At 63.7% G+C, this 26,677-nt stretch carries 25 protein-coding genes and 1 pseudogene; 14 read left to right on the top strand and 12 right to left on the bottom strand.

Annotated elements, in window-relative coordinates:
- The first annotated feature begins 167 nt into the window (after nt 1-167).
- The gene (locus tag HZB53_04935; GenBank protein ID MBI5876977.1) at nt 168-560 is read left to right on the top strand and encodes a PPOX class F420-dependent oxidoreductase; all 393 of its coding nucleotides are present in this window, start codon (nt 168-170) and stop codon (nt 558-560) included.
- Between the two features lie 61 nt (nt 561-621).
- Here the strand turns inward: HZB53_04935 and HZB53_04940 are convergent, their stop codons facing one another.
- Genes HZB53_04940 through HZB53_04960 form a run of 5 tightly spaced genes read right to left on the bottom strand, consistent with a single transcriptional unit; the run spans nt 622 to nt 5,309 of the window.
- Nucleotides 622-1,176 (bottom strand): DUF4126 domain-containing protein, encoded by a 555-nt coding sequence (locus HZB53_04940; GenBank protein MBI5876978.1) that lies wholly within the window; start codon nt 1,174-1,176, stop codon nt 622-624.
- 27 nt (nt 1,177-1,203) lie between these two features.
- Nucleotides 1,204-1,785, bottom strand: a complete 582-nt coding sequence (locus tag HZB53_04945; GenBank protein ID MBI5876979.1) for an HDIG domain-containing protein — start codon at nt 1,783-1,785, stop codon at nt 1,204-1,206.
- Nucleotides 1,782-2,963, bottom strand: coding sequence for an amidohydrolase (locus tag HZB53_04950; protein MBI5876980.1), 1,182 nt, complete (start codon nt 2,961-2,963; stop codon nt 1,782-1,784). The genes HZB53_04945 and HZB53_04950 overlap by 4 nt, the downstream gene beginning before the upstream one ends.
- A gap of 8 nt (nt 2,964-2,971) precedes the next feature.
- A complete protein-coding gene (locus HZB53_04955) occupies nt 2,972-4,126 on the bottom strand; it encodes an amidohydrolase (GenBank protein ID MBI5876981.1) in 1,155 nt (384 codons plus the stop codon).
- 22 nt (nt 4,127-4,148) lie between these two features.
- Complete coding sequence (locus HZB53_04960; GenBank protein ID MBI5876982.1) at nt 4,149-5,309, bottom strand: amidohydrolase; 1,161 nt, start codon at nt 5,307-5,309, stop codon at nt 4,149-4,151.
- Between the two features lie 145 nt (nt 5,310-5,454).
- On the opposite strand from HZB53_04960, the pseudogene HZB53_04965 reads away from it, so the two are divergent.
- A pseudogene (locus HZB53_04965) lies at nt 5,455-6,114 on the top strand (IS1 family transposase).
- Nucleotides 6,115-6,282: 168 nt separating this feature from the next.
- Here HZB53_04965 and HZB53_04970 read toward each other — a convergent pair.
- The 6 genes from HZB53_04970 to HZB53_04995 all read right to left on the bottom strand — a co-directional run bounded on the left by HZB53_04970 (nt 6,283) and on the right by HZB53_04995 (nt 12,584).
- Nucleotides 6,283-6,987, bottom strand: a complete 705-nt coding sequence (locus HZB53_04970) for an N-acyl homoserine lactonase family protein (protein MBI5876983.1) — start codon at nt 6,985-6,987, stop codon at nt 6,283-6,285.
- On the bottom strand, nt 6,890-7,231 hold the full coding sequence (locus HZB53_04975; protein MBI5876984.1) for an MBL fold metallo-hydrolase: 342 nt from the start codon (nt 7,229-7,231) through the stop codon (nt 6,890-6,892). The genes HZB53_04970 and HZB53_04975 overlap by 98 nt, the downstream gene beginning before the upstream one ends.
- Nucleotides 7,232-7,502: 271 nt before the next feature.
- Nucleotides 7,503-8,669 (bottom strand): hypothetical protein, encoded by a 1,167-nt coding sequence (locus tag HZB53_04980; GenBank protein ID MBI5876985.1) that lies wholly within the window; start codon nt 8,667-8,669, stop codon nt 7,503-7,505.
- Nucleotides 8,654-10,921, bottom strand: a complete 2,268-nt coding sequence (locus HZB53_04985) for a hypothetical protein (GenBank protein MBI5876986.1) — start codon at nt 10,919-10,921, stop codon at nt 8,654-8,656. Before HZB53_04985 ends, HZB53_04980 begins: the two co-directional genes overlap by 16 nt.
- Entirely contained in the window at nt 10,921-11,724 is an 804-nt protein-coding gene (locus HZB53_04990) for an EF2563 family selenium-dependent molybdenum hydroxylase system protein (protein ID MBI5876987.1), read from the bottom strand. The genes HZB53_04985 and HZB53_04990 overlap by 1 nt, the downstream gene beginning before the upstream one ends.
- Before the next feature lie 8 nt (nt 11,725-11,732).
- A complete protein-coding gene (locus HZB53_04995) occupies nt 11,733-12,584 on the bottom strand; it encodes an XdhC family protein (protein ID MBI5876988.1) in 852 nt (283 codons plus the stop codon).
- Between HZB53_04995 and HZB53_05000 the strand changes: the two genes are divergently transcribed.
- On the top strand, nt 12,534-13,784 hold the full coding sequence (locus HZB53_05000; GenBank protein MBI5876989.1) for an FAD-binding oxidoreductase: 1,251 nt from the start codon (nt 12,534-12,536) through the stop codon (nt 13,782-13,784). The two genes, HZB53_04995 and HZB53_05000, sit on opposite strands and share 51 nt — an antisense overlap.
- Nucleotides 13,785-13,874: 90 nt before the next feature.
- On the opposite strand, the gene HZB53_05005 is transcribed toward HZB53_05000, so the two are convergent.
- Nucleotides 13,875-15,089 carry a CinA family nicotinamide mononucleotide deamidase-related protein gene (locus tag HZB53_05005; protein MBI5876990.1) on the bottom strand — a complete coding sequence of 405 codons (1,215 nt, stop codon included), beginning with the start codon at nt 15,087-15,089 and terminating at the stop codon, nt 13,875-13,877.
- A gap of 265 nt (nt 15,090-15,354) precedes the next feature.
- On the opposite strand from HZB53_05005, the gene HZB53_05010 reads away from it, so the two are divergent.
- The 11 genes from HZB53_05010 to HZB53_05060 all read left to right on the top strand — a co-directional run bounded on the left by HZB53_05010 (nt 15,355) and on the right by HZB53_05060 (nt 26,647).
- The gene (locus tag HZB53_05010) at nt 15,355-15,723 is read left to right on the top strand and encodes a hypothetical protein (protein MBI5876991.1); all 369 of its coding nucleotides are present in this window, start codon (nt 15,355-15,357) and stop codon (nt 15,721-15,723) included.
- Nucleotides 15,724-15,816: 93 nt separating this feature from the next.
- Nucleotides 15,817-17,583, top strand: a complete 1,767-nt coding sequence (gene recJ, locus HZB53_05015; protein ID MBI5876992.1) for a single-stranded-DNA-specific exonuclease RecJ — start codon at nt 15,817-15,819, stop codon at nt 17,581-17,583.
- Nucleotides 17,584-17,598: 15 nt separating this feature from the next.
- Complete coding sequence (locus HZB53_05020) at nt 17,599-18,240, top strand: MBL fold metallo-hydrolase (protein MBI5876993.1); 642 nt, start codon at nt 17,599-17,601, stop codon at nt 18,238-18,240.
- Nucleotides 18,241-18,244: 4 nt separating this feature from the next.
- Nucleotides 18,245-18,520 (top strand): hypothetical protein, encoded by a 276-nt coding sequence (locus tag HZB53_05025; protein MBI5876994.1) that lies wholly within the window; start codon nt 18,245-18,247, stop codon nt 18,518-18,520.
- Between the two features lie 16 nt (nt 18,521-18,536).
- Entirely contained in the window at nt 18,537-19,895 is a 1,359-nt protein-coding gene (yqeC, locus tag HZB53_05030) for a putative selenium-dependent hydroxylase accessory protein YqeC (GenBank protein MBI5876995.1), read from the top strand.
- Nucleotides 19,888-20,724, top strand: coding sequence for an HAD-IIA family hydrolase (locus HZB53_05035; protein ID MBI5876996.1), 837 nt, complete (start codon nt 19,888-19,890; stop codon nt 20,722-20,724). The genes yqeC and HZB53_05035 overlap by 8 nt, the downstream gene beginning before the upstream one ends.
- A 544-nt stretch (nt 20,725-21,268) precedes the next feature.
- Nucleotides 21,269-22,303, top strand: coding sequence for an ABC transporter substrate-binding protein (locus HZB53_05040; GenBank protein ID MBI5876997.1), 1,035 nt, complete (start codon nt 21,269-21,271; stop codon nt 22,301-22,303).
- The gene (locus HZB53_05045; GenBank protein MBI5876998.1) at nt 22,257-23,324 is read left to right on the top strand and encodes an ABC transporter substrate-binding protein; all 1,068 of its coding nucleotides are present in this window, start codon (nt 22,257-22,259) and stop codon (nt 23,322-23,324) included. Before HZB53_05040 ends, HZB53_05045 begins: the two co-directional genes overlap by 47 nt.
- Before the next feature lie 62 nt (nt 23,325-23,386).
- Nucleotides 23,387-24,106: an ABC transporter ATP-binding protein gene (locus HZB53_05050; protein MBI5876999.1), complete on the top strand. Its 720-nt coding sequence runs from the start codon at nt 23,387-23,389 to the stop codon at nt 24,104-24,106.
- Between the two features lie 15 nt (nt 24,107-24,121).
- On the top strand, nt 24,122-25,810 hold the full coding sequence (gene menA / locus HZB53_05055; GenBank protein ID MBI5877000.1) for a 1,4-dihydroxy-2-naphthoate octaprenyltransferase: 1,689 nt from the start codon (nt 24,122-24,124) through the stop codon (nt 25,808-25,810).
- Between the two features lie 135 nt (nt 25,811-25,945).
- Nucleotides 25,946-26,647 carry a zinc metallopeptidase gene (locus tag HZB53_05060; protein ID MBI5877001.1) on the top strand — a complete coding sequence of 234 codons (702 nt, stop codon included), beginning with the start codon at nt 25,946-25,948 and terminating at the stop codon, nt 26,645-26,647.
- Nucleotides 26,648-26,677 lie beyond the last annotated feature (30 nt).

Consider the following 26,677-nt stretch of genomic DNA (forward strand, 5'->3'; position numbering starts at 1 on the left):
CCAAGGATCGCTTTCGCAATTTCGCCGCGGGGTTGTCAGACCTGGTGATGAGTATTGCTACCGCATTGCATAACTTTCGCCGGACCAGACGACGCTATCGCCACAAGCGATCCAATGCCTATTTTGAATAGAGTCTAATGACACAAAGACCCGAACAGGAGTGTGCCATGCAGATTCCCGACCAGTACAAGGATTTACTCAACAGCAAGGCGTTGGCCCATGTGGCGACCATCATGCCGGACGGCTCGCCGCAGGTGACGCCGGTCTGGTTCAGCTATGACGGCGAGTACATTTGCATCAACTCGGCAGCCGGCCGCGTCAAGGACAGGAACATGCGCCGCGACGCGCGCGTCGCGGTCTCGATCACGGATCCCAAAGACCCGTACCGCCACTTTGAGGTGCGCGGCCGGGTCGCGATCATCACGACCGAGGGCGCCGCCGAACACATCGACCAACTAGCCCGCCAGTACACCGGCGCCGACAAGTACCAGGGCTGGCGCCCCGACATGCAGCGCGTGATCTACAAGATCAGCATCGACAAGGTGACGATCAACGGCTGATTCAGAACCGTTTTAGCGAATTGGAACGGCGCGGGGAGATTACCCCGCGCTGTTCTGCATTTCAGGCCGAGGCAGAGCGCCGCCGTCGCGACAGCAGCTTGTATACGACAAATACAAACAGCGCAGCGAACACGAGCACCAGGAACGGCGCGAAGATCGCCGTCAGGCTTGCCAGGAACGAGATCACATCCTCGACGACGCTGATCACCGGCGCGCCCATGCCGAACGTGGTCATGTTGACCACCGGGCGCGCCGTGGCCTTGGTCGCGTGCACCGTGCCGGCGACGATGAGGCCGGCCACGATCGGAATCAGCGGATGGACGTCGCGCAGGATGTTGGCGTTCGCCGCAAACAAGATCGCGCCGGCCGTCGGCCGCACGATCGTCTGTATTACGTCGTTGATATGATCGACGACGGGAATCTTGTCGGCCAGCGTCTCGATCAATAGCAAAACGATAATCACGCTGATGACCCATTCGTTGGTCAGCAGGTCAAACGGCGTGGACAATTTGACCCAATCGGTAAAACGCGCCGTCAGCGCGATGATCAGCAGCGGGATGTAGGCGTTCAAGCCGGCCGAGGCCGACAGGCCGAACGCCGTCAGGATCTGGGTGATGCCCATGCCCGGAACCTCCTGCGGTTGCTACGCCGCCGTCGCCGGGGTGCCGCGCAGGCCAAGCACATCGGCGTTGTCCTGCAGCGCCTTGACCACGCGGCCGATGTGCTCGTCCAGCGGCACGCCGAGCTCGGCCGTGTAGTGCTCGATCTCCTGGCGGTTGACCGCGCGCGCAAATGCCTTATCCTTCCACTTCTTCTTCACGGCAGCCACGTTCACATCGAAGATGCTCTTGCTCGGACGCACCAACGCCACCGCGGCGGTCAGGCCGCTCAACTCGTCGACGGCCACCAGCGCCTTCTCGCGCAAGCTGCGGCGCGGGTAGTCGGCATGCAGGTGGTCGGCGTGCGACAGAATCGAGTAGATAAGCTCCTCGGTCACGCCGCGCGCGCGCAGGATCGCCGCCCCGTCCTGCGGATGTTGATCCAGCGTTGGGTGGATTTCGAAGTCGAAATCGTGCAGCACGCCAAGCGTGGCCCACTGCTCCTCGTCCTCGCCGTAGTGTCGCGCATAGGCGCGCATGCACGCCTCCACCGCCAGCATGTGGCGGCGCAGGATGTCGCTCTTCACGTATTCACAAACAATCTGCCACGCTTCGTCGCGGGTCATGCGTTTCCCCCTCGTCCGTTCAGGTAAGATAGCGCCGTCTCGGCCAGTAACGCAGCGCCCATGTGCAGCATCGAGTCGTCAATATCAAATTCCGGGTTATGGTGCGGGCGTACCTTGTCGCCGATCGCAGCGCCGATGTGCACAAACCCGCCCTTGGCCTTCTGCGCCATATAGGCAAAGTCCTCGCCGCCCATACCCGCGTCGCGCTGGGCGATCCGGGCGTTCGGGAAGAGACGCGCCGCCACGCTGCGCACGAAACCCGCTGCCTCCGGGTCGTTCACCAGCGGCGGGTAGCCATACGGGTGCGACAGGGTGTAGTCGCCGCCCAGCGCACGGGCGACGTCAAACGCGCGCTCAAGCTCGGCGTGCAGCCGCTCGCGCACCTGCGGGTCATACGAGCGGATCGTGCCGCCCAGATCAACGTGCGTCGGGATCACGTTTACCGCCGCGCCCGCGTGAATCATCTGCACCGACAATATCGCCTTCGCCGTCGGGTCAATCCGGCGCGGGATAATCCCGTAGATCGCCGACAACACCTGATTGGTCAGGAAGACCGGGTCGAGCGCCTGCTGCGGCCGCGAGGCGTGACCGCCGCGCCCGATGATCGTGCCGGTGAAGCGATCGGACGCCGCCGTAACGTGGCTGTCATTGATGTAGAATGTGCCGACCGGCTCCGTGCTGGCGACGTGCAAGCCCCACACCGCCTCGACGCCGTCGAGCGCGCCTTCCTCGACCATGCGCAGGCCGCCGCTCTTGTTCTCATCGTCGCGCCACTCCTCCGACGGCTGGAACAGCAGGCGGATCGTGCCGTGAAACGGCGTCTGTGTGAGCAGCCGGGCCGCCCCGATCAACATCGCCGTGTGCGCATCATGCCCGCACGCATGCATCACGCCGTCATGCGTCGAGCGGTACGGCACGTCGTTCGCTTCCGGAATCGGCAGCGCGTCCATGTCGGCGCGCAGCGCAATCGTCGGGCCATGCCCGTCGCCGAGCGTAGCGACAATGCCGGTCTTGGCCACACCGCGCTGATGTTCGATGCCGAGCGCGTGCAACTGGTCGGACACGTACTGGCTTGTCTTGAATTCGCGGAAGCCAAGCTCCGGCTCGGCGTGAATGTGCCGCCGGATTTCCACCAGTTGCGGTTGAAGCGCCCTGGCACGCTCGAGCGTTGTCGTCATGCCTGTCCTTAATGCTGGAGGTAGCGGCGCACGGTCTCGGCCAGCACGGCCGCGCCGATATACATCACACCCTCATCAATGTCGAAATCGGGATGATGGTGCGGGCGCGGTTTGTCGCCCACGGCCGCCCCGAGATTGATGAAGCCGCCCTTCGCCTTCTGAGCCATGTACGCGAAGTCTTCGCCGGCCATCATCGGCTTGGCGTTTTCGACGCGCGCTTTGCCAATCAGGTCTTCGGCCACGCCGCGAATGAACCGCGCAGCGCCCGCGTCGTTGACCGTCGGCGGATAGCCATACGGGTGCGACAACTCGTAGTCGCCGCCCATCGTTCGGGCGATGGCGAACGCGCCTTCCAGCCCGTCGTGCAGCGCCGCCCGCACGTCCGGGTCGAAGGCGCGAATCGTACCGGTGAAATCGACCTGCATCGGGATGACGTTGCCGACCTTGCCGGCGTGCATCGTGCCGACCGTGATGACCGCTTTCTGGGTCGGATCGATCCGGCGCGGAATCACGCCATAGATCGCTGGCAGCACAAACGAGGACAGCCAGATCGGGTCGAGCGAGCGGTGCGGAAACGCGCCGTGCCCGCCGACACCCTTGACCGAGCCGCCAAACGAATCGGCCGACGCCGTGATCGGCCCCTCGCCCACGGAGATCACGCCGGCTTGTTCGCCCGAACCGACGTGCAGGCCCCAGACCATCTCGACGTCGTCCAGCACGCCTTCCTGCACCATCAGCAGGCCGCCGCTCTTGTCTTCCGCACCACCCTCTTCGGACGGCTGGAACAGGAGCTTGAGCGTGCCGTGAAACTTCTCTTTGGACAGCAGATCGGCCGCGCCGAGCAGCATGGCCGTATGGGCATCGTGCCCGCAAGCGTGCATCACGCCCGGCGTCTGCGATTTGTACGGTATGTCGCCCGCCTCTTGTATCGGCAGGGCATCCATGTCGGCGCGCAATGCCACCACCGGCCCGTGGCCGTCGCCCAGTGTGGCGACGATACCGGTACGCGCCACGCCACGCTGGTGCTCAATGCCAAGCGCCGTCAAGCGGTCCGACACGTACTGGCTCGTCTGGACTTCCTGAAAGCCGAGCTCGGGGTGCGCATGAATATGCCGGCGCATCTCGACCAGTTTCGGCTGAAGCGCCTTTGCCTTGTCTAGCATTGTGTCTGTTCCTCGATTGAGATTAGCGGGCCAGGTAGCGCTTCGCCGTCTCCGCGAGCAAGGCCGCCGACTTGGCGATCACCGACTCGTCGATGTCGAAGTACTGGTTGTGGTGCGGGCGCGCCCGGTCGCCCTTGGCCGCGCCCATGAACACGAACGCGCCCGGCGTCTTTTGCGCCATGAACGAGAAGTCCTCGGCGCCCATGTGCAGGGCCGGTTTGGCGTTGACCGCGTCCGCGCCGAACAGGCGGCCCGCGACGTCGCGCATGAACGACGCTTTGGTCGGGTCGTTGACCGTCGTCGGGTAGCCGTACAGCAGCTTGAACTCGCAGTCGCCACCCATCGCCTTCGCCACCTCAAATGCGCGGCGCAGCTCATCGTGCAGCAGTTGCCGCACGGCAGGGTCAAACGAGCGAATCGTGCCGGTCAGCGTGACGTCGTCGGGGATGACGTTGTTGGCGGTGCCGCCGTGAATGGTGCAGGCCGAAATCAAGCCGGGCAGCGTCGGGTCTTTGCGGCGCGGCACGATGCCGTGGATCGCGTTAATCACCTGCGCCGAGAGCCAGACCGGGTCGAGCCCGCGATGCGGGTACGCCCCATGGCAGCCGCGCCCGATCACGCGCCCCTCGAAGGAGTCCACCGCCGCCATGATCGGCCCGTCGCCGATTTCCATATAGCCGCTCGGCGCGTCACTGGCAACGTGCAGGCCAAAGACTGCCTCGACACCATTGAGCGCGCCTTCTTCGACCATGCGCATACCGCCGCTCTTCGCTTCCTCATCCTGCATCTCTTCCGACGGCTGGAAGATCAGCCGCACGGTGCCGTGAATCTTTTCCTGCGACAGCAGCATCGCCGCGCCGAGCAGCCCGGCCGTGTGCGCGTCGTGACCGCAGGCGTGCATCAGGCCGTCCGTCTGCGAGCGATACGAGACATCGTTCGCTTCCTGGATCGGCAGCGCGTCCATATCGGCGCGCAGCGCGACGACCGGGCCGCTGCCGTCGCCGAGCGTCGCAACAATGCCTGTCTTGGCGATGCCGCGCTGGTGCTCGATGCCAAGCGACGTCAGCACATCCGACACCTTCTGCGACGTTTTGAACTCGCGGAAGCCCAGTTCCGGATGGGCGTGGATTTCCCGGCGAATATCGATCAACTGCCTCTCGATCTTCTTGGCGCGATCAAGCATGGTCGTTCCTCTCGACGTAGTGGAATTGAATGTCAACATACTGCGATAAGCATGGCAGGATAACAGGAAAAGTATAGCATAGCGGGGTTAGCCGCGCTAATATCGGCGGTGGTCACCCAGTAAGTGATGAGCGATAATTCGCGCAATGATTGAAGTAACGACTAGCTACCAATGCCGCGCTTGCGGCAGCGAAAATATTGTCAGGAACGGCACAAACAAGGCTGGGAGTGCCCAGTACCATTGCAAGAATTGCGGGGTATATCGTGTATTGGAGCCGAAACAGAACACTGCTCATAAACAGCGTGAGCAAGTGCTGAAAGCTTATCAGGAACGAGCAAGTTTACGCGGGCTGGCACGCATCTTTGGCATAGCCCGTCACCGAGTCATGAACTGGATACTGGCGCATCTTCAGAAGTTACCGATCCTAGCCGACAGCCTCCTGCCTAAGCACCGAAGTGACATCTTAGAATGGGATGAGCTGTGGGCGTTCGTATATCACAAGGACAATGAGCGCTGGTTGTGGACGGCGTTGTGCCGTCGCACCCGCCAGATTGTGGCCTTCGTCATCGGGGATCGGAGTGCAGATACCTGTCGGCGTCTATGGAACGCCATTCCGCCTGCTTATCGCCGCTGTCGCTCGTACAGCGACTTCTGGAAGGCTTACCGAGCTGTGCTGCCTAAGCGTACCCATCATCCAATTGGCAAGGAAACGGGCCAAACGGCTCATCAAGAGCGCTGGTATCTGACTTTGCGACAGCGCTTAGGTCGCTTCGTGCGTAAGACGTTGTCCTTTTCTAAATCCGAAACTAATCATGAACTCGTCACCCATTGGTTTATCATCCTGCACAATCTCAAAATCCGTTCATCGCTTACTTTGTGACCACTACCATAATCACCATATAAATCGGGGACTGTCGGGACACGGTATTTTCGCGTCCGCTTTCTCTTTAGCTTTTCCACTTTAGACGCTGCTTTACTCGTAAAACTCTGGCGCTTTTTTGAGTGTTTCCCACTGCTCCTTGTCATGACCGAAAATCACCAGCCCGATATGCTCCCGTTCGACCAGATCAAGCAGTTTGATCGTACTGGCGCGGATCGCTTCGGCGTCCGGGTTGCTACCGTCGTCCTGCTGGTCACGGGTAAAGCCCTCGCTGAAGGCTACAGCGTCAATCGTCAATAGAATCGCCCCCGTTTGGGGCAGCCGCACCAGCACCGATTGATGTCCCGGCACATGCCCGCTCGTCTCAATCAGCTCCAGCCCCGGCAGCAGTTCCGTGTCCCCGTCCACCAGTCGAATGCGCTCCAGTGGCTGATCCCATTGGGGTCGATTGGCAGCAAAACGTGGGTTGCTCGCCGCATCCAATTGATGCACACGCTGAACAACATATTGCGCCTTCGTGAATGCCGCGTGTCTTCCGGCATGGTCGATATCATAATGCGTCGAAATGACTGTATCAATATCGTCTTGTTTTAGGCCAATGCTCGCCAACTGCTCGATAATGTCCTGCCCATTCTCGAACTCCGATTCTCCTTCAGGCATAATCTCCGGTAGGCCACTGTCAATCAGAATATTCTTGCCGTCACCCGTTTGCACCAGATAGCAAACAATCGGAATCTGGTATTCCGGCACGGACCCAACTTGCATCAGATATAAACGCTGCGGAGTATTTTGGCTCATGATCATTTCCTTTTAAGAAAGTAGACCAAATGTGATCCAGGTGAAAATGCGAGATGATGACCGTATCAATGGTCTCCGGCGTGATGCCCGCCGCACGCAAATTGCCGAGCAAATGTCCCGGAAGGTCCTTGTCGGCCTGGCCGCCCCCACTATCCACCAAAATGCGCTCTGTGCCGGTTTCCACGAAAAGAATGTTAATACAGAACGTAAGGGGCACAGGCCATTCGCGAAAGATCTTTAACATTCGTTCCGTGTCTTTCGCAAAGATGCCGCTGACATACGCCTCGCTGAGGGGTTCATTTACATCTTCAATGACCGCGCACTATAACCCGCCCAATTGGAAGTGAAACAGGTCATTTGCCATAATCTTTTCCTATCTTGATTGTTTTAGAAACTTCGCACACATGACCCTTGTAAGGATGGTTCACTTGGATCACGCCGCCCATTATCATCTATCACTTACCACGTAGCCACTACCCTAATATCTACTGTGCGAATACCGCGTAACGCAGCCGCTACACGACCCAGAAACCGGCGAAGAAATAGATCAGAAATGCGGCTTGCAGGCCGACGAACAGCCAGCGCACTAGCGCATCGACGAGCCGGTTGCCGCCGGCGATACCGAGCACGAGGAAGCACGGCAACGCCGCCATCAGATAGCGCGGCGCGGATTGCGTCGGCGTACCTTTGGCCGGGTCAACCGTCTGCACCAGCGTCATGGCGATCACGGCTAGCGCATACACGAACTCGCCGGCCGGGCGGCGACGCCAGACGCCCACCAGCAACAACAGGAAAAGCACAATCGCGCCGGCCTCAAGGAAGCCGATCGCCGTCGTGTACGAATACGTCACCCACGACATGCGCTCGACCGCCATGCGCAGCGTCTCCCACGGCCAGCGGAACTCGTGAAACCAGGCGGTGCGCTGCACGCTGAAGTACGCCAGCGGATCGCCACTGAGCGTCCACAGGTACGCGCTGAACAACGCCGGTCCCAGCGGGATGATCGCGAGAGAAGCGATCAGCCACCGCCAGCGGCGCAGCCGCAGCAGCTCAAGCGCCACCGGGAACAGCAACGCCAGCGCGGGCAGGCGTGTCAGCGTGCCGAAGAACGCAGCGGCAATCGCCCAGCCGTAGCGTTGTCGCTGCATGAACAACAGCGTGGCGGCGGCGCACGCCAGCACCGTTGCTTCGGAATAGAATGCCGCCGTGACAAACGCCGCTGGGAACGCCGCCGCATAGGTGATCGTTCGCGCGGCCGCGTCATTGCCGGCAGCGGTTTTCGCCCAACTGTAGAATGCGAACAGGAAGAGTGCAAACGATAGGTTGGCCGCCAGCAGCAGTCCCCAGCGCACATCGCCGAACGGCCAGCCGAGGATCGTTGCGAGCAACGGATAGAGCGGGAAGAAGCCGGCCGTGGTTTGCGTCTGCGCGCCTTCCCACGCGTAGCCTTCGGCCGCGACCCGATAATACCAGTCACCGTCCCAGCGGCGCATCAGAAACCAGAAATCGGCCTTGCCGCGCGTGATATTCGGCAGCAACCCGACGAGCGCCGTCAACAAGCCGTAGAGCAGCGCGCGCGACGCCACGAACGTCGCGAGCGGCACCGCGACCTCGTCACGGCGCAGTACCGCCGCGCCAGCACGCATCCATGTCAGCGCGCGCACGTTCACCGCGGCCGCCATTCGATCCAGTCGAACGCCGCCGCCAGCGGGCGCATGTCGTCATTGCCGATCACATCGTGCGGCGTGCGCGTGTATGCAAACTCGAACGCGACCTCATTCATGCCATTGCGCAGAGCGGAACCCGGCACGGAGACCTCGTATTCCTGCCAACCGGCGGCCAGCGTGACCGGTGGCAGCCGCGTCTGCCCGTTGACAATTGCCGTCACAGTCTGGGCTATACCCGGCGCCGGCAGCGGCATCGCCGCGAAGTGCAGCGCGTAGTCTCGCGCCGCCGGCAACCGCACGAGCACGCGCGATTGTCGGGCATTGGCCCAGTTGGCGCGCCGGCCCGCGATCTCCTCCTCGGCGTCCCAGCCCTCGGCCCGGTACGGGCGCGAGGTTGGCTCACCGCAATCGATGCCGACCGTGGCCGGTAGCGCCGTCTGTGCAATACGGTATACGAGCAGATCGCCAGTGTCCGCGACTTTTTCAAGCGGCAGTACGTCGAGCAGATAGTCGAGTGCGGCCTGGCGCGTGTCCTCGTACGGTTTGCGCCCCGGCACCGCTGGATGAACGACGAGGTAGCGCAGATCGAAGAAGCGCACAAACTCGGCCGCATATTCGCGGTCGAAGGCGCGCTGCTCGTCGGGCGCCTTCTTGTAGTCCTCGATCATCAGCAGCGAGGAGACGACCGGCAGCGATTGGTAGTAGTCGAACTTGAACGGCGCATTGCGCGAGGTGTTCCCGCCGAGGATGTGCTTGCCATGCACCGTCTGGTAATACTGCACCCGTGTATCTTCCGCACCCAGCGTGCCGAACGAGTTGCGCCAGCCAAGCGGCAGTTGCAGGATGCTGAAATCACCGGGTTCCTGCGCCAGCCGCGCGTAGAAATCGGGCACACGCGCGTCGGTCAGCGGCAGCGGCACAACCAGATGATCGCCGACAACGAGCACGGCCACCAGTACCGCAGGCAGCACCGTGACCCGGCCGCGCCAGCGCGCAGCCGCCTGCCGCCCCAGCCACAACGCCGCGTAGCCGACGAGCAGCGCCAGGCACAGCACGAGCACAACGCTGAACCGGTTCGGCACCCGGTTCGCCTGCACGATCGGGATGTAGTGAAAGATAATGAATGGCAGCGGGAAGTTGACCTTGACACCATCGAAGTCGAACAGGCTGCGGCCGCCAATCTGCAGCAGCGGCCCCAGCGCCAACAGCGCAAACACGGCGGCGCTCGCCGCCCACGCGGCCGCCTGCCGACGGTACGCCAACAGACCGCCCAGCGCCAGCACGAGCGTCGCGTAGCCGAGAAAGACTGTATTGACATCGGCGAAGCGTCCCGCGCCACGCACGACGTCCATCTGCTCCTGAGTCCAGTCCAGTCCGGCCCAACTGCTGATCGCGCTCGGCGACACAAAGCCGAGCAGATCGACTGACAGCTTCAGCGCGTCGCCCCAGCCCTTGAGAGCGTAGTCCGCGTTGGCGAACTCCCGTACCACCGGCGCCAGCACCGGCAGAAAGATCAGACCGCCGGTCAGCCCCATCACGATGCCGAGCCGGATCAGCGCTGGCCAGCGCGCGGCGCGCCACGCGGACGTAAACAACGCATGCAGCGCCATCGCCAGGACGAGGAAGACGCCGAAATTCATCTCAACGTACATCGCCAGCGCCAGGAAGAGGCCGCAAAGCGCCGCGTCGCGCGCCTTCCGTGTGCTTAGTGCGCGAATGTAGTACAGCAGGCAAAACGGTATCCACTCCGTGCCCATGAAGTTGTAATGCCCTATCGCCCCCGACATGAATTTGCTCGTCGTGAAAGCGTATGCGATGCCGGCAACAATCGATGCGCCGTCACGGACACGCTCGCCGTTACGCGGCAGCGAAACGTCGGCCATCAACCGCCGCGCCAGCAGGTACGTACCGTAACCCGACAGCGTGAACGCGAACAGGGTGATCAGGTTACTGATCAGCGGCAGCGGCAGAAACGGCGCCAGCGGCAGCGCGACAGCAGCGTTGAAGAACGTGAAGGTATAGAGCGCGAAGTTTATGCCGATCGGATAGAAGATGGTGTCGGTTGCAAGCGGCGACTGGTTAAGCTGGAGGATGGACTGCTTGAACCACCAGATGTTCCAGAGGAAGGTGTACTCATCAAACGCCCACAGATACGAGCCGGGGATGTGGGTCGCAATCTGCGTGACGAGCGGATAGGTCAGGACCAGCGTCAGCGCGAGAAAGCCCGCCAGCAGGGCGAGGTGGAAGCGCAGGCGAACCATGAGCATTAGTGCAGTACGCGCGTCAGATGCAGCAGCGCTTCCAGCGCGCCGCCGCCAATGGCGCGCGATTTGTCGGAAATCGTGTAGCAGTGCGCGCGGTTGGCGCGCGGGTCGATATCGCCGACTTTGAGACCGGCGCTCACCGGCGTGCCGTCCGCGATCAACCCGCGCACACAGCCGCGCGTGCCGGACACAATCGGATCGCCGGCCACATGCCCGACGACGGCCCCCTCGGCGACGATCTGCCCGATCTCAGTTGCCGCGACGAATTCGCCGTCGCACGGCGCGCGCAGCACGCGCCGGTGTGACACGCCATCAACTGCATTGGGTTCGTGCGTGTCGGATTCGGCGCTCCCCGCATAGTAAACCCGTCCGAGATTGTGACCGCGTTTCGTTTCAACCACGGCGTGGCAGTCCGTCCCGGCGGTGAACCCTGGCCCGAGCGCGATCACGACCGGCGCATCGCCGATGCGGGTGCCGGTATTGGTCTTCGCCATAATCGCATCGACAACGGCACGGGCGCCAAGTCGATGGGCCAACTCGCCCGCCGGGTCCACAATCACGGCGATCTCTCCGTGGTCCATGACCGGCGACGCAGCAGCCGCATCGGCCACACGGCGGGCGCGCACGCCTTCGATTTCGATCATACCATCGCGCACGGCTGAGGCGAACGCCACGGTGCGGCGCACCACCAACGGCTGCGGCAGTTCCGTAATGGCCACGCGGCAACCGGCGCGATGCAGCCGGTGCGCCACGCCGCTGGCCAGATCGCCGCCGCCGCGCACGACGACTGTAAGCGTAGAAGCCACCGTGCCGGTCAACCGCTCGCCGGGGCCGCTGCGCGCGTCTTCGGCTTCCAACGCAGGTAGATCGGGCTGCCGTCGCCGCCGCGTTTCTGCATGATGATCTCGCCCATGATCGCGACGGCGATCTCTTCGGGTGTCTCCGCGCCGATGTCCAGCCCGATTGGCGCGTGGATGCGATTGATATCCTCGTCGCCGAAACCGCGCGCGCGCAGTTTGTCGGCGATCAGCTTGAACTTGCGGCGACTGCTCACCAGTCCGATGTAGGGCGCGGGCGTCTTCAGCACCTGGGCCAGTGCCGGCTCGTCCCAACCCCAGGTCGCCACGATGACGTGCGTCGCCGCATCGATCGTGATCGGCATCGGGTCAAGTTGTTCGCTCTCGCGCTCGTACTGCACGTGAATGCGCTCGACCGCGTCGGGAAAGCGTTCTGGCGTGATGTAGTCAGCGCGGTCGTCCACGACCGACAGGCGGTAGCCAGCCAGCGCGGCGATCTTGCCAAGCGGCACGGCGATATGCCCCGCGCCGATGATCATGATCGTCTGCTGCGGGCGCACGACGTCGATAAACACCTCGGCCTGCCCGCCGCACAACCCGACCGAGTTCTCCGCCTCGCTGGTGAACAGGTATTCGCGGTAGCGCGGCCGGCCGTCGCTGATCGCCTCGCGCGCCTCGATGATGACGCGCTCCTCCATCGTCCCGCCGCCGACCGTGCCTTCAATAGTGCCATCGCGCCAGACCAGCATCTTCGAGCCGACGCCGCGCGGCACGGAACCGCTCGCTTTGGTGACCGACACAATCGCCACCGCCTCGCCATGCGCCAGCGTTTCCACAATCTGCCGATAGAACTCGCTCTCGTTGGACATGAATGCCTCTCGGATATTATAATCGCGAGGTCGCAATATTCTGAATCGCTAAAGGAACCTCCCGTGCCCCAAGTCGTCATCATCGGCGGCGGCGCCATCGGCGCCAGCACCGCCTACCACCTCGCCGTGCGCGGCGTGCGCGATATCGTCCTGCTGGAGCGCGAGCATGCGCTGGCCACCGGTTCGACCGGCCGCTCGGTCGGCGGCATCCGCCACCAGTTCTCGACCGCCGCCAACATCCGGCTCTCGCTCGGTAGTGTCGCCAAGTTCAAGCGTTTCAACGATGAGATCGGCCCGGCCGATTTCCACTGGGTTGGCTACCTGTTCCTCTACGACAACGAACGCGATGCCGCGGATGCGCAGCGCAACGCGGCCCTGCAGAATTCGCTCGGCGTCCCGACCCGCATGCTTACGCCGCGCGATGCGCAGGCGCTGGTACCGCCGATGACCGTCGACGATGTGCTGGCGGCCTCGCTCTGCCCCCTGGATGGCTTCGGCGACCCGTCGGCCATCGCGCTCGGTTACGCGGGCGCGGCGCGGCGGCTGGGCGCGCAGATCCGCACCGGCTCGGAAGTGACCGGCATGCGCGTTGAGGGCGGCCGCGTGACGGCGGTCGAAACGCGCGATGACGTGATCCAAACCGAGTGGGTGGTCGACGCGGCCGGCCCGTACGCCGCCGTCGTGGCGCGCATGGCCGGCGTGGAACTGCCGATCGTGCCGTATCGTCGCCAGGTCTTCGTTACCGAGCCGTTTGACGGCCTGCCCGCCGCTTACCCGATGGTGATCGACTTCGGCACATCATTCTACTTCCGGCGCGAAGGCCCCGGCGTCCTGATCGGCATGACCGACAAGCACGAGCCGGTATCGTTCAAGACGCACTGGGATGCCGAATGGCGCGACCAGGTCATCACGCAGGCGATCTACCGCGCCCCGGTACTGGCCAACGCCGCAATCGCGCGCGGCTGGGGCGGGCTCTACGACACCACCCCCGACGCGAACCCGATCCTCGGGCCAGTGCCCGAGGTGAGCAACCTGCTGATCGCCGCCGGATTCTCGGGCCACGGCTTCATGCACTCGCCGATGACCGGCCAACTGATCGCCGAGATGATCTGCGGCGATCCGCCGAGCATCGATATCAGCGAGCACCGCATTGAACGCTTCCGCGCTGGCACGCTCGACTTTGAGAAGAATGTGATTTAGAACCCCACCACAGAGACACAGAGGCACAAAGAACAGCCCATAAGGTTTCTTGGTGCCTCTGTGTCTCCGTGTCTCTGTGGTGAATATTCCCTACGCGTTGCGCCGGATGATATCGAGCGCGCGATTGGTGATCCACTGCCGAGACTGCTCGGTTACGCCGCCGTAGGGAAACTTCTCGGGCGTGATCGTGCGCGGCCCAACCATTGTGATCCAGCACTCGCCGGTGCGCCTGCCATACAGGTGTTCATCGGTTCCCAGCGTGCCCATGATCGCGATACCCCACGTCGCACCGGCTATGCGGCGCGCCCACTCGGCAGCCAGCAGCGCCGCATCGGCGCTGACGAGCGGCACGTCCGTTAGCCCGAACAACCGTGTCGCCAGTTCATCGCTCGTGACGACCCAGCCGCCGCGCACGGCGGCCAACCCGCCCGCCGCGCTGGTCAGGCGCTGTGCGATGAGGCCGCCCGTGTTCGTCTCGAGCACGGCGACCGTCTCGCCGGCGTCGGTCAGCTTCTTGATAGCGACACCCTCCAGCGTATCGCGGTCGACGCCAAAGATGAAGTCGCCGAGCCGCTCGCGCACGCGCATTTCCATCGCCGCGATCAATTGGTTAGCTTCCGCCTCCGAATCGGCCTTGGCAGCCACCCGCACATCGACCTGGCCGGTGTGCGCCATGGTCCCGACGGTCGGGTTACTCTCGTCCATCAAGTCGGCGATGCGCTCGCCGAGCACGCTCTCGCCCATGCCCGCCACGCGCAGCATACGGCTCTTGATGATGCCGCGCAGTCCGAAGCGCTCGTGCAGGAACGGCATGACCGCGTGGTCCATCAGGTATTTCATCTCGCTCGGCACGCCCGGCAGGGAGAGCATCACATGCCCGGCGCGCTCGACGATGAAGCCCGGCGCGGTGCCGACCGGGTTCTCGATCGGGATGCACCCGTCCGGCAGCATCGCCTGCACGCGGTTGCTCGGCGACATTTTGCGCCCCCAGCGTGTGAACATCGTCTCGATCTGGGCCAAGAGCGCCTCGTGCAGCACCAGCGGCTTGTCGACCGCGCGCGCCACGGCGGCGCGCGTCACGTCATCCACGGTCGGCCCCAGCCCGCCGGTGGTGATGACGATGTCTGCACGCGTGAGCGCGTCGCGCAGCACCTGCGAGGCACGCTCGACATTGTCGCCCACGTTGGCGCGGTACAACACGCTCACGCCCACATCGGCCATGAGCTGCGAGATATAGGCCGCGTTGGTATCCACGATCTGCCCCAACAACAGTTCGGTTCCGATGGTTACGACTTCAGCTTGCATAGGGGGTTCCTCGCAGAGAAATGTCGGTTCGAGCATTATAGTTTCGCTGGCGGCGGCGTGCAAAGTGCAGGAAACGCTCAAAGGCCGGAATCGGCTGCTCGCCCAATTGTCGGCCAGCCAATGCCGTTGACAGGTCCCGTTTCCACGCAGAAATCGCTTATGCCACGGCACCCAAATTTACCAAAGAATTGACAACGGTTGAATGCTTGCATACAATACGTCCATCAGCCGCCCTGAAGGCGGCTCAAATCCCCAAGGAGGATGTATGCTGACCAACAAACAACCGGCCACCGACGCCAATGATAATGATCGCCTGATGGCGCTGCTCGCCTACGTGCTCAGCCCCGTTGTGCCGATCATTATTCTGCTCGTTGAATCGATGAAGTCGCGACCATACCAGCGCTATCATGCGATGCAGGCGCTCGGTGTCGGCATCGTGATGTTCGTTATCAGCATCGTTTTGGGTGTTACCGTCGTTCTGGCTTGCTGCGCGCCTCTGCTCTGGATCCCACTGATTTACTGGGGCATCGTCGCCTACCAGGGCACGGGCAGCTACTTCGAAATCCCGGTCGTCACGAAGTTCATGATGGGCCAGGGCTGGCTGAAGCCCCCGACCGGCGGCGGAAACGTGTAGTTTCGACTTCCCGGCACAACTCGCAATGCCAGGCAACCCCTTCCTTATCGAAGGGGTTGCTTCTTTTGCCGGACGCTTCTATAATTCGCTGACATGCCAAAGAACTGGTTGATGCCCGCCGTCCCTACCGACCTCGCAGGTTACGAGTCGCTGATCCCCTGGGTCGAAACATCATTACGGCGCGCCGCGTTGCTGCTGCCACCCGACCCGCGTCCGCTGGCGCGCGTCATCGGTCAGGTGCTGACCAATCGCGGCATCGCGCCATCCGACGCACCCGCCTACTTCGAGTCGGCAGCCGGCGACGACAACCCGTTCCGGCTCAAGGGCATGTCCGAGTCGGTGAACCGTATCCGCCAGGCGATTCGGGCCGGCGAGCCGATCGCTGTCTACGGCGACTATGACGTGGATGGCGTCACATCGACCGCGCTGCTGGTCACGGCACTGCGCGCGCTCGGCGCGAACGTCACGGCATACATTCCGCACCGGGTGGACGACGGCTACGGCCTGAACAACGATTCGCTGACGCAACTGCACGAGCAGGGCATCAAGTTGGTCATCACAGTGGACTGCGGCGTACGCGCCAATAGCGAGGCCGACTACGCGGGCGCGATTGGACTCGACCTGATCGTCACCGACCATCATGCGGTGCCGGACGTGCTGCCGCGCGCCACGATCATCAACCCGAAGCAGCCGGGCTGCGAGTATCCGTTCAAGGAGCTCTCCGGCGTCGGGCTGGCGTACAAGCTGGCGCAGGCGTTGGCACTGGCCGATGAGCGCGCCCCGCTTGGCGCGCACCCATCCGCGCTCGCCCCGGCGTCGCTGCTCGATCTGGTCGCGCTCGGCACGGTGGCCGATATCGTGCCGCTGCGCGGCGAGAACCGTAGTCTGGTGCGGCGCGGGCTCAAGGGCATCAACGAAACGAAGCGCGTCGGCATTCGCGAGTTGATCATGAAGGCTGGCGTCCCGCTCGGGCAGGTCAACGCCGGCACGATCGGGTTCGGCCTCGGGCCGCGCCTTAACGCCGCCGGACGCCTGGAGCACGCCAAGCTGGCGTATGAGTTGCTGATGTCGGACGACCGCGTCTATGCCGAAAATCTGGCGACGCGGCTGGATAGCGTCAATCGCGAGCGCCAGGAGCTGACCAAGTCGTGCTTCCAGCACGCGCGCGAGCACGCCGATACCAGCGGACCGATCATCGTCGCCGCCGATCCATCGTACCCGCAGGGCGTCGTCGGGCTGATCGCCGGGCGGCTGGCCGATGAGTTCTACCGGCCGGCGCTTGTGATTGAGCAGGGCGAAAAACTCAGCAAAGGCTCGGCGCGCTCGATCCCCGAATTCGATCTGATTGGCGCGCTCGACGAAATCAAAGATGTCTTCCTGAAACACGGCGGCCACCGCGCGGCGGCCGGGTTCACGCTGGAGACCGAGCGTATCTCCGAGCTAAAAGAGAGACTCGCTACTGTGGCGAGCCGGCAGTTTGGCGATCAACTACCGCAGCCGTCATTGCGCGTCGACGCCGCCCTGACGTTTTCCGAGCTTGATCGTCCGCTGCTTTTCCTGCTGGAGCAGATGGAGCCGTTCGGCGCGGAGAACGCCTCGCCCGTGTTTGCCGCGCACGGCATCACGGTCATGGGGCACCGCGCGCTCGGCAAGGAAGGCGATCATCTGCGGCTGACGCTGCGACAGGGCAAGGTCGTGCGCGAGGGCATCGCCTTCCGCATGGGCAAGCAGTGGGCCGGCAAGCTCCCCCAGCAGATCGACCTCGCATTTGCGTTCGAATGGAACGAGTACAACGGCTCGCGCGCAATGCAGCTGAACGTGAAAGATATTCGGCCGGCCGCCGGCACGGGCCAGGGCTAACGAACGGGGGCAAGCATGGCAGGACTTCAGATCAAGCAGATCACGGTCGGCACATGGCAGGAGAACTGCTACGCCCTGATCTGCCCGGAAACCAGGCAAGCCGCGCTGATCGATCCGGGCGACGAATTCGGACGGATCGCCAGGATGATCGGCACGGCCAAGGTCACACGCATCCTGCTGACCCATGCCGACATCGACCACATCGGCGCACTGGAGCAGTCGCGCGTGGCGTACCGCGCACCAGTGTATGTGCATCCGGCCGAGTTGTCGCGCCCGGGACCTGGCGCCGATGCGCGCGAGCGGCTGAAGGACACCAAACCGCTGCATGAGGGCCAGTCAATTCGCATTGGGCGCTACTCGATCAAGGTGTTCGAGGTGCCGGGCCATGCGCCCGGGCATGTCGTGTTCCTGCTCGATCGGCGCGCCATCGTGGGCGACACCATCTTCCCCGGCGGGCCGGGCCGCACCCGCACACCCGCCGATCTTGAGAGCGCGCTTTATCACCTGCAGCGGGTCGTCTTTCGCTGGCCGGACGCCACGCGATTCTACCCCGGCCACGGTAAGTCGGGCACCGTCGGCGCGGTCCGCGACGCGTTTATACGCTATGTGGCCCAGCCGCGCGCGGCCGACCTGTGCGGTGACGTGAGTTGGGGCTAACGCCATGGCAACCTTCTGGACTCGACTGAACGGGCCTGCCAAAGTCGGCCTCGCCTTTGGCCTGGCCGGCGCGCTACTGGCCGGCATCGGCTGGTTTGTCAACCCGCAATTCGCGGCACGCACACTGACGTCGTTCCTGCTCGCCATCGGCATCTCGTTCGCGTCGTGGGGCGTGGTCGCCTGGGCGATTGCCACCGCCGCGTTCGACGTCGAGCAGGATATCGCCAGCGAGGACGCCGCGCCGGACACGACTGAAAAAAAGAAGGCGGCGGGCCGCTAAGCCCTCATCGGACAGCATGGATCTCCGCACCGCACTGAGAATCCAACGAGGGGCGGTCGTGTCGCTGGTGGGCGCCGGCGGCAAGACCAGCACCATGTTCCGCCTGGCGCACGAACTGGCGAGCGCGCGTCTGCGCGTCATCACGACCACCACGACGCGCATCGGCCGCCCGACCGACGAGCAGACGGGCGCGTTTGTCGTGGAATCCGATCGCGCGCGTCTGCTGGAGGCCGCCAGCCAGGCGCTCGCCTCGCACCGGCACGTCACGGTGGCGTGCGCGTCATACGAGCAGAACAAATTCCAGGGCGTGCCGCCCGAATGGATCGCCGATCTGCGCGACCTGCCCCATGTGCATGCCGTGATCGTCGAAGCCGACGGCGCGCGCAAACTGCCGTTCAAAGCGCCGCGCGACGGCGAGCCGGTGATCCCGGCCGAAACGACGCTGCTGGTCGCCTGCGCGGGCATGGTGGCTGTGGGCGCGCCGTTTGCCGAGGAGTATGTGTGCCGCGCCGAGCTTGCCGCAAAGCTGGCGGGCGCGCAACCCGGCGAGGCCGTCACCCCCGCGCATATCGCGCGCGTGCTGATGCATCCCGAGGGCGGGCTGAAGAACCGGCCGCCCGCCGCGCGCGCCGTGGCGTTGCTCAACCAGGCCGACGAACCGGCTCGCTGGGCCGCAGCGCGAGAGACGGCCGCCGTGTTGCACGACTCCGGCGCGTTTGACGAGATCCTGATCGGCACGCTGGCCGAAGGCGACCCGATCATCGAGCGCTGGGGGCGCGTGGCTGTGATCGTCATGGCGGCCGGCGAAGGCCGCCGCTTCGGCGACACGGTCAAGCAGCTCGCTCCGTGGAACGGGCGGGCACTGATCCGGCACATCGTCGAGCTTGTCGAGCGCTCGCGCGCCGATGAGATCCAGGTCGTGCTTGGCGCGCGCGCGGAGCAGATTCGGCCGGCGCTCGATCCGCTGGGGCCGCGCACCCGCGTCACGCAGAATACACAATGGCACGCCGGCATGAGCACGTCCGTCATCGCCGGGCTTAAGTCATCGCGCGTGCGACCGAGCGCGGCAGTCTTCGTGAACGTGGATCAGCCAGGCATCGCACCCGATCTGATTGACCGGCTGATCGATCGGCACCGCCGCACCGGCGCGCAGATCGTGGCCCCGCGCTACCAGAACATGCGCGGCAACCCCGTGCTATGGGACCGCTCGATGTTCGGCGAACTCGAAACGCTCTCCGGCGACGTCGGCGGGCGCGAGATCCTTCGACAGCACTGGCGCGAAATCGTTTGGGTAGAGCTCGGCTCCGAAGAGGAACTGACCGACACCGACACACCGGAGGAGTATCAGCGTCTCAAGGAGATTCTCGGTGCCTGAATCGATCGCGCTGGGCGCGCTGCGGTCGTTCGTGCTCGATCTCGACGGCGTGCTGTTTCGCGGCGAACAACGCCTGTCCGGCGCCGCTGAGCTGCTGGCGTACTTCGAACGGACGGGCCGCCGCTACCGGCTCCTGACCAACAACTCGACGCGCACTCCAGCGGAGGTATCCGCGCACATGGCGCGCATCGGTATCCGGGTCCGTGCCGACCTGATCCTGACGTCGAGCGTGGCTGCCACGCAGCACCTCAAACGCCTGCGCCCCAGCGGCGCGCGCGTGTTCGTCATCGGCGAAGAGGGTCTGCGTATTCCGCTGGAAGATGCCGGTTTCGATCTGGCCGACGACGGACACGCCGACTACGTTATGCTTGGCGTTGATCGCTTCATCACGTACGACAAGCTCAAGCGCGCGACCCTGCTGCTCCGCGCCGGCGTCCCATTCATTGCCACCAACCCAGACACGACCTATCCGTCGCCGGAAGGCCTCGTGCCGGGCGCGGGCGCGCTCATCGCGGCGCTGGTCGCCTCGTCCGGTGTTTCGCCGGTCGTGATCGGCAAGCCGTCGCCCGAGGCGTTCTGGCTGGCGCTCGACGAGATGCAGGCCGATCGCGCGCACGCAGCCGCGCTCGGCGACCGGCTCGACACCGATATCGAGGGTGGAGACCGCGCCGGCATCGCAACGATTCTGGTGCTGACCGGCGTGAGCAACCGTGCCGATGCCGAAGCGTCGCCGCTCAAACCAACCTGGATCTTCGACGATCTCCCCTCACTCATCGCTGCGCTGGAAGAGGCCGATCGCAGTTCCGGAACTTATACTGGTTTGCGTTGAGCATGTTCCTAATCCACTGTCATGCTGAGATGGTCCATACCGCGCGCGGTATGCGACGCGACATGACGTTTGTTATAGGGGCCGGGCTTGCCCGGCCCAGCACCGGGCGACCGCAACCCCCCAAAGGGGGCGAACGGGTCGGGGTCGCCCTACGAGCAATACCGCGAACGTCATGAGCAGCGCGGCAGCGCGGAGGCCAGACCGATGGCGTGCATCACGCTTCGCGCGCGAAGAATCTGGGATGTGGCATTTCAGATGTTTTGCGCACGTAACGAGCCAAAGGACATAGGCCCCGCCTTCGCGCTTCATCCTGTGCCCGCTGCTTCGCAGCGGCCGCGCCGCTAGAGGCGGCGTGCGCACAGGACATACATGACGAATTAGGACACCTATAAATCGAAACGGTATAAGCCATTTCTCGATGCCACTCCGTAGTGCACAATGTGACGCCCACGCCCGCACGTTTCAGTTTTTTGACAGTCTGTACTGTTTGTGATTAGATTCACAACTTGTCGGCATCCGTATCACTCAGGGAGAGGGAAAATCCATGAAAAACCTGGCAAAGTACGTCATCGTTCTAGTGTTGACCAGCGTCGTGGCTGCTTGCGGCGCGGCGACACCGGCTGCTACCACTGCGCCAAAACCGCTCACCACCGTTAAGAGCGGGTTCGTATCCGGCACGATAATCGCGGCCCCAATGTATATCGCTGTCGATAAGGGCTACTTCAAGGAGCAGGGTCTGGACGTGCAGTTGGATGCCTTACAGGGCGGCAGCGATGCCGTGGTGCAGGTGGCCTCGGCCGCGTTCGACGTCGCGGCCGGCGGCGCGGGCGCCGGTTTCTGGAACGCCGTCGATCGCGGCGTGAAGTTCGTCGTCGTTTCGCCGCTGCACACCGAGACAGCCCGCCAGGCAACGCCGCTGGTCACCGGCAAAGCCAGTTTCGACAGCGGCAAAATCAAGTCCGCAGCCGACCTTAAGGGCAAGAAAGTCGCGGTCAACGCCAAACCGTCCGCGACCGAATACTGGCTTGAGATGGCGCTCAACAAAGCCGGGCTGACGATCAAGGACGTGGATGAGCAGGTCGTTGCGTTCACCGATGTGCCAGCCGCGCTGCAGTCCGGATCGATTGACGCAGCGATGCTGGGCGAACCGCTCGTGACGCTGTCGGAAGACAAAGGTCTGGTCGTCAGGATCGCCGACGGCTTCATCCCCGATTTTCAGGTCACGGCGGTCTATTACAACGCTGACTTCGCGAAGAACAAGCCCGACGCCGCCAAAGGCTTCATCAGCGGGTTCCTGAAAGGCTGCCGCGACCTGCAGGGCAACGGCTGGAAAGACGATGCCAACGCCAAGATCATCGAGAAGTACACCAAGGTGCCGGCCGATGTGGTCAAGCGAGCGGCGACTCCGACGTGTGATCCGAATGGCGCGATCCATGTCGACGACTTCATGAAGCTGCAGGACTTCCTTATCAAGCGCGGCGATTTGACGTACAGCAAGCCGGTCGATTTCAAATCACTCGTGGACGCCTCCTATGTACAAAACGCTGTCAAGGTGCTGGGCGAATACAAGCCGAAGTAGGCGCGTCGCATTCGCGGAAGTAATAATAGCGCTGGCCGGGTTGCTGTTCGCGGCCTGCGCCCCGGCGAGTGTCGCGCCCACGCCAACCGCCGCCCCGCTCGTGGTGCGCACCGGCTACGTGCCGGCGCTGCCGTGGGCGCCGTTCTTCGTCGCCGTCGAAAAGGGCTACTTCCGCGAGCGCGGGCTCGACGTGCAGCTTGAGCCGATCCAGAGCACCAACGACGCCGTCATCCAGCTCTCGTCGGGCAACTACGATGTGGCGGCCGGCGGCGCCAACGTGTCGTTCTGGAACGCGCTCAGCCGTGGCATCAAGCCGATCGTGGCAGCGCCCTTGCACTCCGAAACACGGCCGCAGGCCACGCCGCTGCTGATCAGCAAGTCTGCGCACGACAGCGGGCGCATCAAGAGCGTCGCCGATCTGAAGGGCAAGAAGGTCGCCGTCAACGGCAAGGGCGCGGCGATTGAGTACTGGCTGGAAAAGGCGCTCAACACCGGCGGCCTGACGACGGCAGACGTGGACGTGCAAGTGGTTGCGTTCGCGGACCTGGCCGGGGCGCTCACCAACGGCTCGGTCGATGCCGGGCTGGCGACCGAGCCGTTCCCGACGCTCGGTGAGGACAAGGGGCTGGTCTTCCGGCTGGTGGACAACTTCGTTCCCGACTTCCAGGTGACGATGGTCTATCTGAACCCCGACTTCGCCCGCGCCAAACCAGAGGCCGCACAGAATGTAATCACCGGTTACCTGCGCGGCTGCCGCGACTTGCAGGGCAATGGCTGGAAGAGCGACGCCAATGCCAGAGCGATCGAGAAGTACACGAAGGTTCCGGCCGACGTGATCAAGCGCTCAGCGCCGACCGTGTGCGATCCGAACGGCGCGATTCACATCGACGATTTCATGCAGTTGCAGGCGTTCTTCATGAAGCGCGGCGACCTGACGTACAAGCAGCCAATTGAGTTCGCGCCGCTGGTGGACGGGTCGTACGTGAAGGCCGCGCTCAAGGCGCTGGGCGAGCACAAGTAGTGACTATCGCTGTTCGCAGCCTGACGAAGACGTATCCCGCCGCGCGCGACCCCGTAAACGCGATGGGGCCGCTTGATCTCAATGTGCGCGACGGCGAATTCGTCTGCATCGTCGGGCCAAGCGGCTGCGGCAAGACGACATTGCTGCGCATCCTCGCCGGGCTGGAACCGCCGAGCGCTGGCACATTCGCGGTCGCCGGCCCAAACGGCGCGCCGGCGGCGCCGGCCATGGTGTTTCAGGGCAACTGGCTGTTCCCCTGGTACACCGTCAACGACAACATACAGTACGGCCTGCGAGTGCGTGGCGCGCCGCGCGCCGCGCGCGAGCACACGGCGGCGCGGCTGATCGACATGATCGGGCTGACGCGCTTTGCCGAGACGTTCCCGCACCAGTTGTCGGAAGGCATGCGCCAGCGGGTGTCGCTGGCGCGCGCGCTGGCGGTGGACCCGGCCGTGCTGTTGATGGACGAGCCGTTCGGCGCGCTCGATGAGCAGACGCGGCTGTTGCTGCAGCAGGAGTTGATCCGCATCTGGGAACAGTCGCGCAAGACGGTCGTCTTCGTCACGCACAGTATTGACGAGGCGCTAGTCCTGGGCGACCGCATCCTGGTGATGAGCGCTGCGCCGGGCCGCTTCATCCGCGAAATCAGCGTGCCGTTCGCGCGTCCGCGCGCGGTGATCGACCTCAAAAGCAATCCGCAGTTCGGCGCGCTGGTCGCCGAGATCTGGGGGGCGCTCGGCGCGGAAGTGCTGCGCGCCAAAGAACGCGAGTTGCGCGGTTAGCGCCGGGAAGCCATCATGAGGGATCGTTGGCTGTCGTTCATCTCGCCGCTGCTGCTCCTGCTGGTTTGGGAGGCGCTGGTCAACTCGGGCACGCTCGACGCGCGCTTCTTCTCCGCGCCGAGCACGGTCGCCGTCACCTTCTGGAAGCTGCTGGAATCGGGGGAATTGCTGCGGCACACCTCGGTGAGTGTCGCACGCGTGCTGGTCGGGTTCGTGTTCGGCGCGGCGCCCGCCGTCGCGCTCGGCATGCTGATGGGCATCTGGCGGCCGGCACGCTACGCCATCGAGCCGCTGGCCGCCGCGTTGTATCCGATCCCCAAGATCGCCATTCTGCCGCTGATCATCATACTGTTCGGCATCGGCGAAACCTCGAAGATCATCACCATCGCCATCAGCGTGTTCTTCCTGGTGCTGCTGAACACGGTGGCCGGCGTGCTCGCCGTGGACGGCCGCTACTTTGAGGTCGGGCGCAACCTGGGTGCGCGCCGCTGGGATCTGTACTGGACGGTCGCGCTGCCGGGTGCGCTGCCGGCCATAATGACCGGCGCCAAACTGGGGCTTGGCTTCGCGCTCACCGTGATCGTCGGTACGGAGTTCCTCGGCTCGCGCGAAGGCATCGGCGCGCTGATCTGGCTGTCGTACCAGTCGTTCAACATCGACACGATGTTCGCCGGATTGATCGTCGTCGCCCTGCTCGGCTGGCTCTCCAACCTGGCGCTGGAAGAAGTCGAGCGGCGCCTGCTGCCCTGGCGGCCGGCGCCGCGCTCGGCCGAGCCGGAGTCGGCGTTGCAGCAGAGGTTGTCGGTCTGGTGGCGAGCGACTCGGCCATTTTCGTTCACCGCGTCGGTGACGCCCGTGCTGCTCGGCACGGTCATCGCCGCGTTCGACGGCGCATTCAACCTCGTGCTCTTCGCGCTCACGCTGGTGGGTTCCGTCGCGATTCATGCCGCCACCAACATGGTCAACGACTATTACGACCACGTCAAGGGTGTGGATGGCCCGAATTCGCTCGGGCCCAGCGGCGTGATCCAGCAAGGACTGCTCACACCGCGGCAGATGCTGGCCGGCGGCATCACGCTTTTCGCGCTCGGCGCGGCGATCGGAGTCTATCTGACCTGGATCAGTGGTCCGTTCATCCTGGTCCTCGGCATCCTAAGCATCGCTGCCGGTTTCTTCTACACGGCCGGCCCAGCCGCGCTGGCCTACATCGGCCTCGGCGAGTTGACGGTCTTCCTGTTCATGGGCCCGGTCATGGTGTTCGGCAGCTACTTCGTACAGGCGCGGACTGCCGACCTGCGCATCTTCCTGCTCTCCCTGCCGATCGCCTTCCTCGTCGCGGCCATCCTTCACGCGAACAACTTGCGCGACATTGAGGGCGACCGCTCGCTGGGCAAGCGCACCTTCGCCACCTTCATCGGCCGCACGTGGAGCAACCGAGAGTACTACCTGCTGGTGGCGGCCGCGTACGTCACGCTTCCCGCGCTTGTCCTCACCGGTTTCGCACCAGCCTGGGTGCTGGTAGCCTGCCTCACGGCGCCCGTCGCGCTTGCGAACGCTCAGAAAGCGACCAGCGACGAGCCGCGCGTGTTGAACACACTGATTCGTCGCACGGCGGCACTACATGGCCGCTTCGGGCAGTTGATGGTGATTGGTTTCATGCTGGCGATGGCAATGCAGCGGCTTGGGGTATTGTCGGGCAAATAATAAGCAATGTGAGGCTGCCCGATCTTGCTTGCCTGGCGGGAGATTAACTATTAATCCAACTCTAATCAGAACCTATCGATTTCCAATATATTCATGGTATAGTAGGTACCAGCACGGGTGATTGGAGGTACCTACATGTTCTTTTTCGACCCGATGTACTTTGTCTTTTCATTGCCGGCGATCCTGCTTGTCTTATTCGCACAATGGAAGGTGCAATCAGCCTACAACAAGTACACACGCATTCCCAATGAGCGCGGCATGACCGGTATTCAGACGGCACAGCGGCTTTTACAGGCGAACGGACTGAGTGGAGTAAATGTGGAGGGTGCGCCCGGCGAATTGACGGATCATTACGATCCGTCCAGCAAGACGTTGCATTTGTCGCGCGGCGTGGCGAATGTGCCATCCGTCGCGTCGATCGCCATTGTGGCGCATGAGATCGGACATGCGATGCAGGATGCCACCGGTTACCTGCCCCTGCGCGCGCGGGTAGCCATCGTGCCGGCGGTTAATATCGGCTCAATGCTCGGTCCGATTCTGGTCATCCTGGGCATCGTATTACGCTTCACCGGCCTGGCGTGGTTCGGACTGGGCATTTTCTCGCTGGCGTTGGTATTTGCCGTGGTCACGTTGCCGGTCGAGATCGACGCCTCGCGCCGCGCCCTGGCGATGCTGAGCACGAACGGCCTGGTGTCGCGCTTCGAATCCGATGGCGTCAAGGCCGTGCTGACCGCCGCCGCGCTGACCTACGTCGCCGCGGTGGCGCAGGCGCTCTCGCAGATCCTGTACTACGCGTTCATTCTGCTCGGGGTGGGCGGACGGCGCGATAGCCGCTAACAAGATCGTCCAAACTCGCGGACCGAAGGG

The sequence above is a fragment of the Chloroflexota bacterium genome (assembly GCA_016235055.1).
In the GTDB taxonomy this organism is placed as follows: domain Bacteria; phylum Chloroflexota; class Anaerolineae; order JACRMK01; family JACRMK01; genus JACRMK01.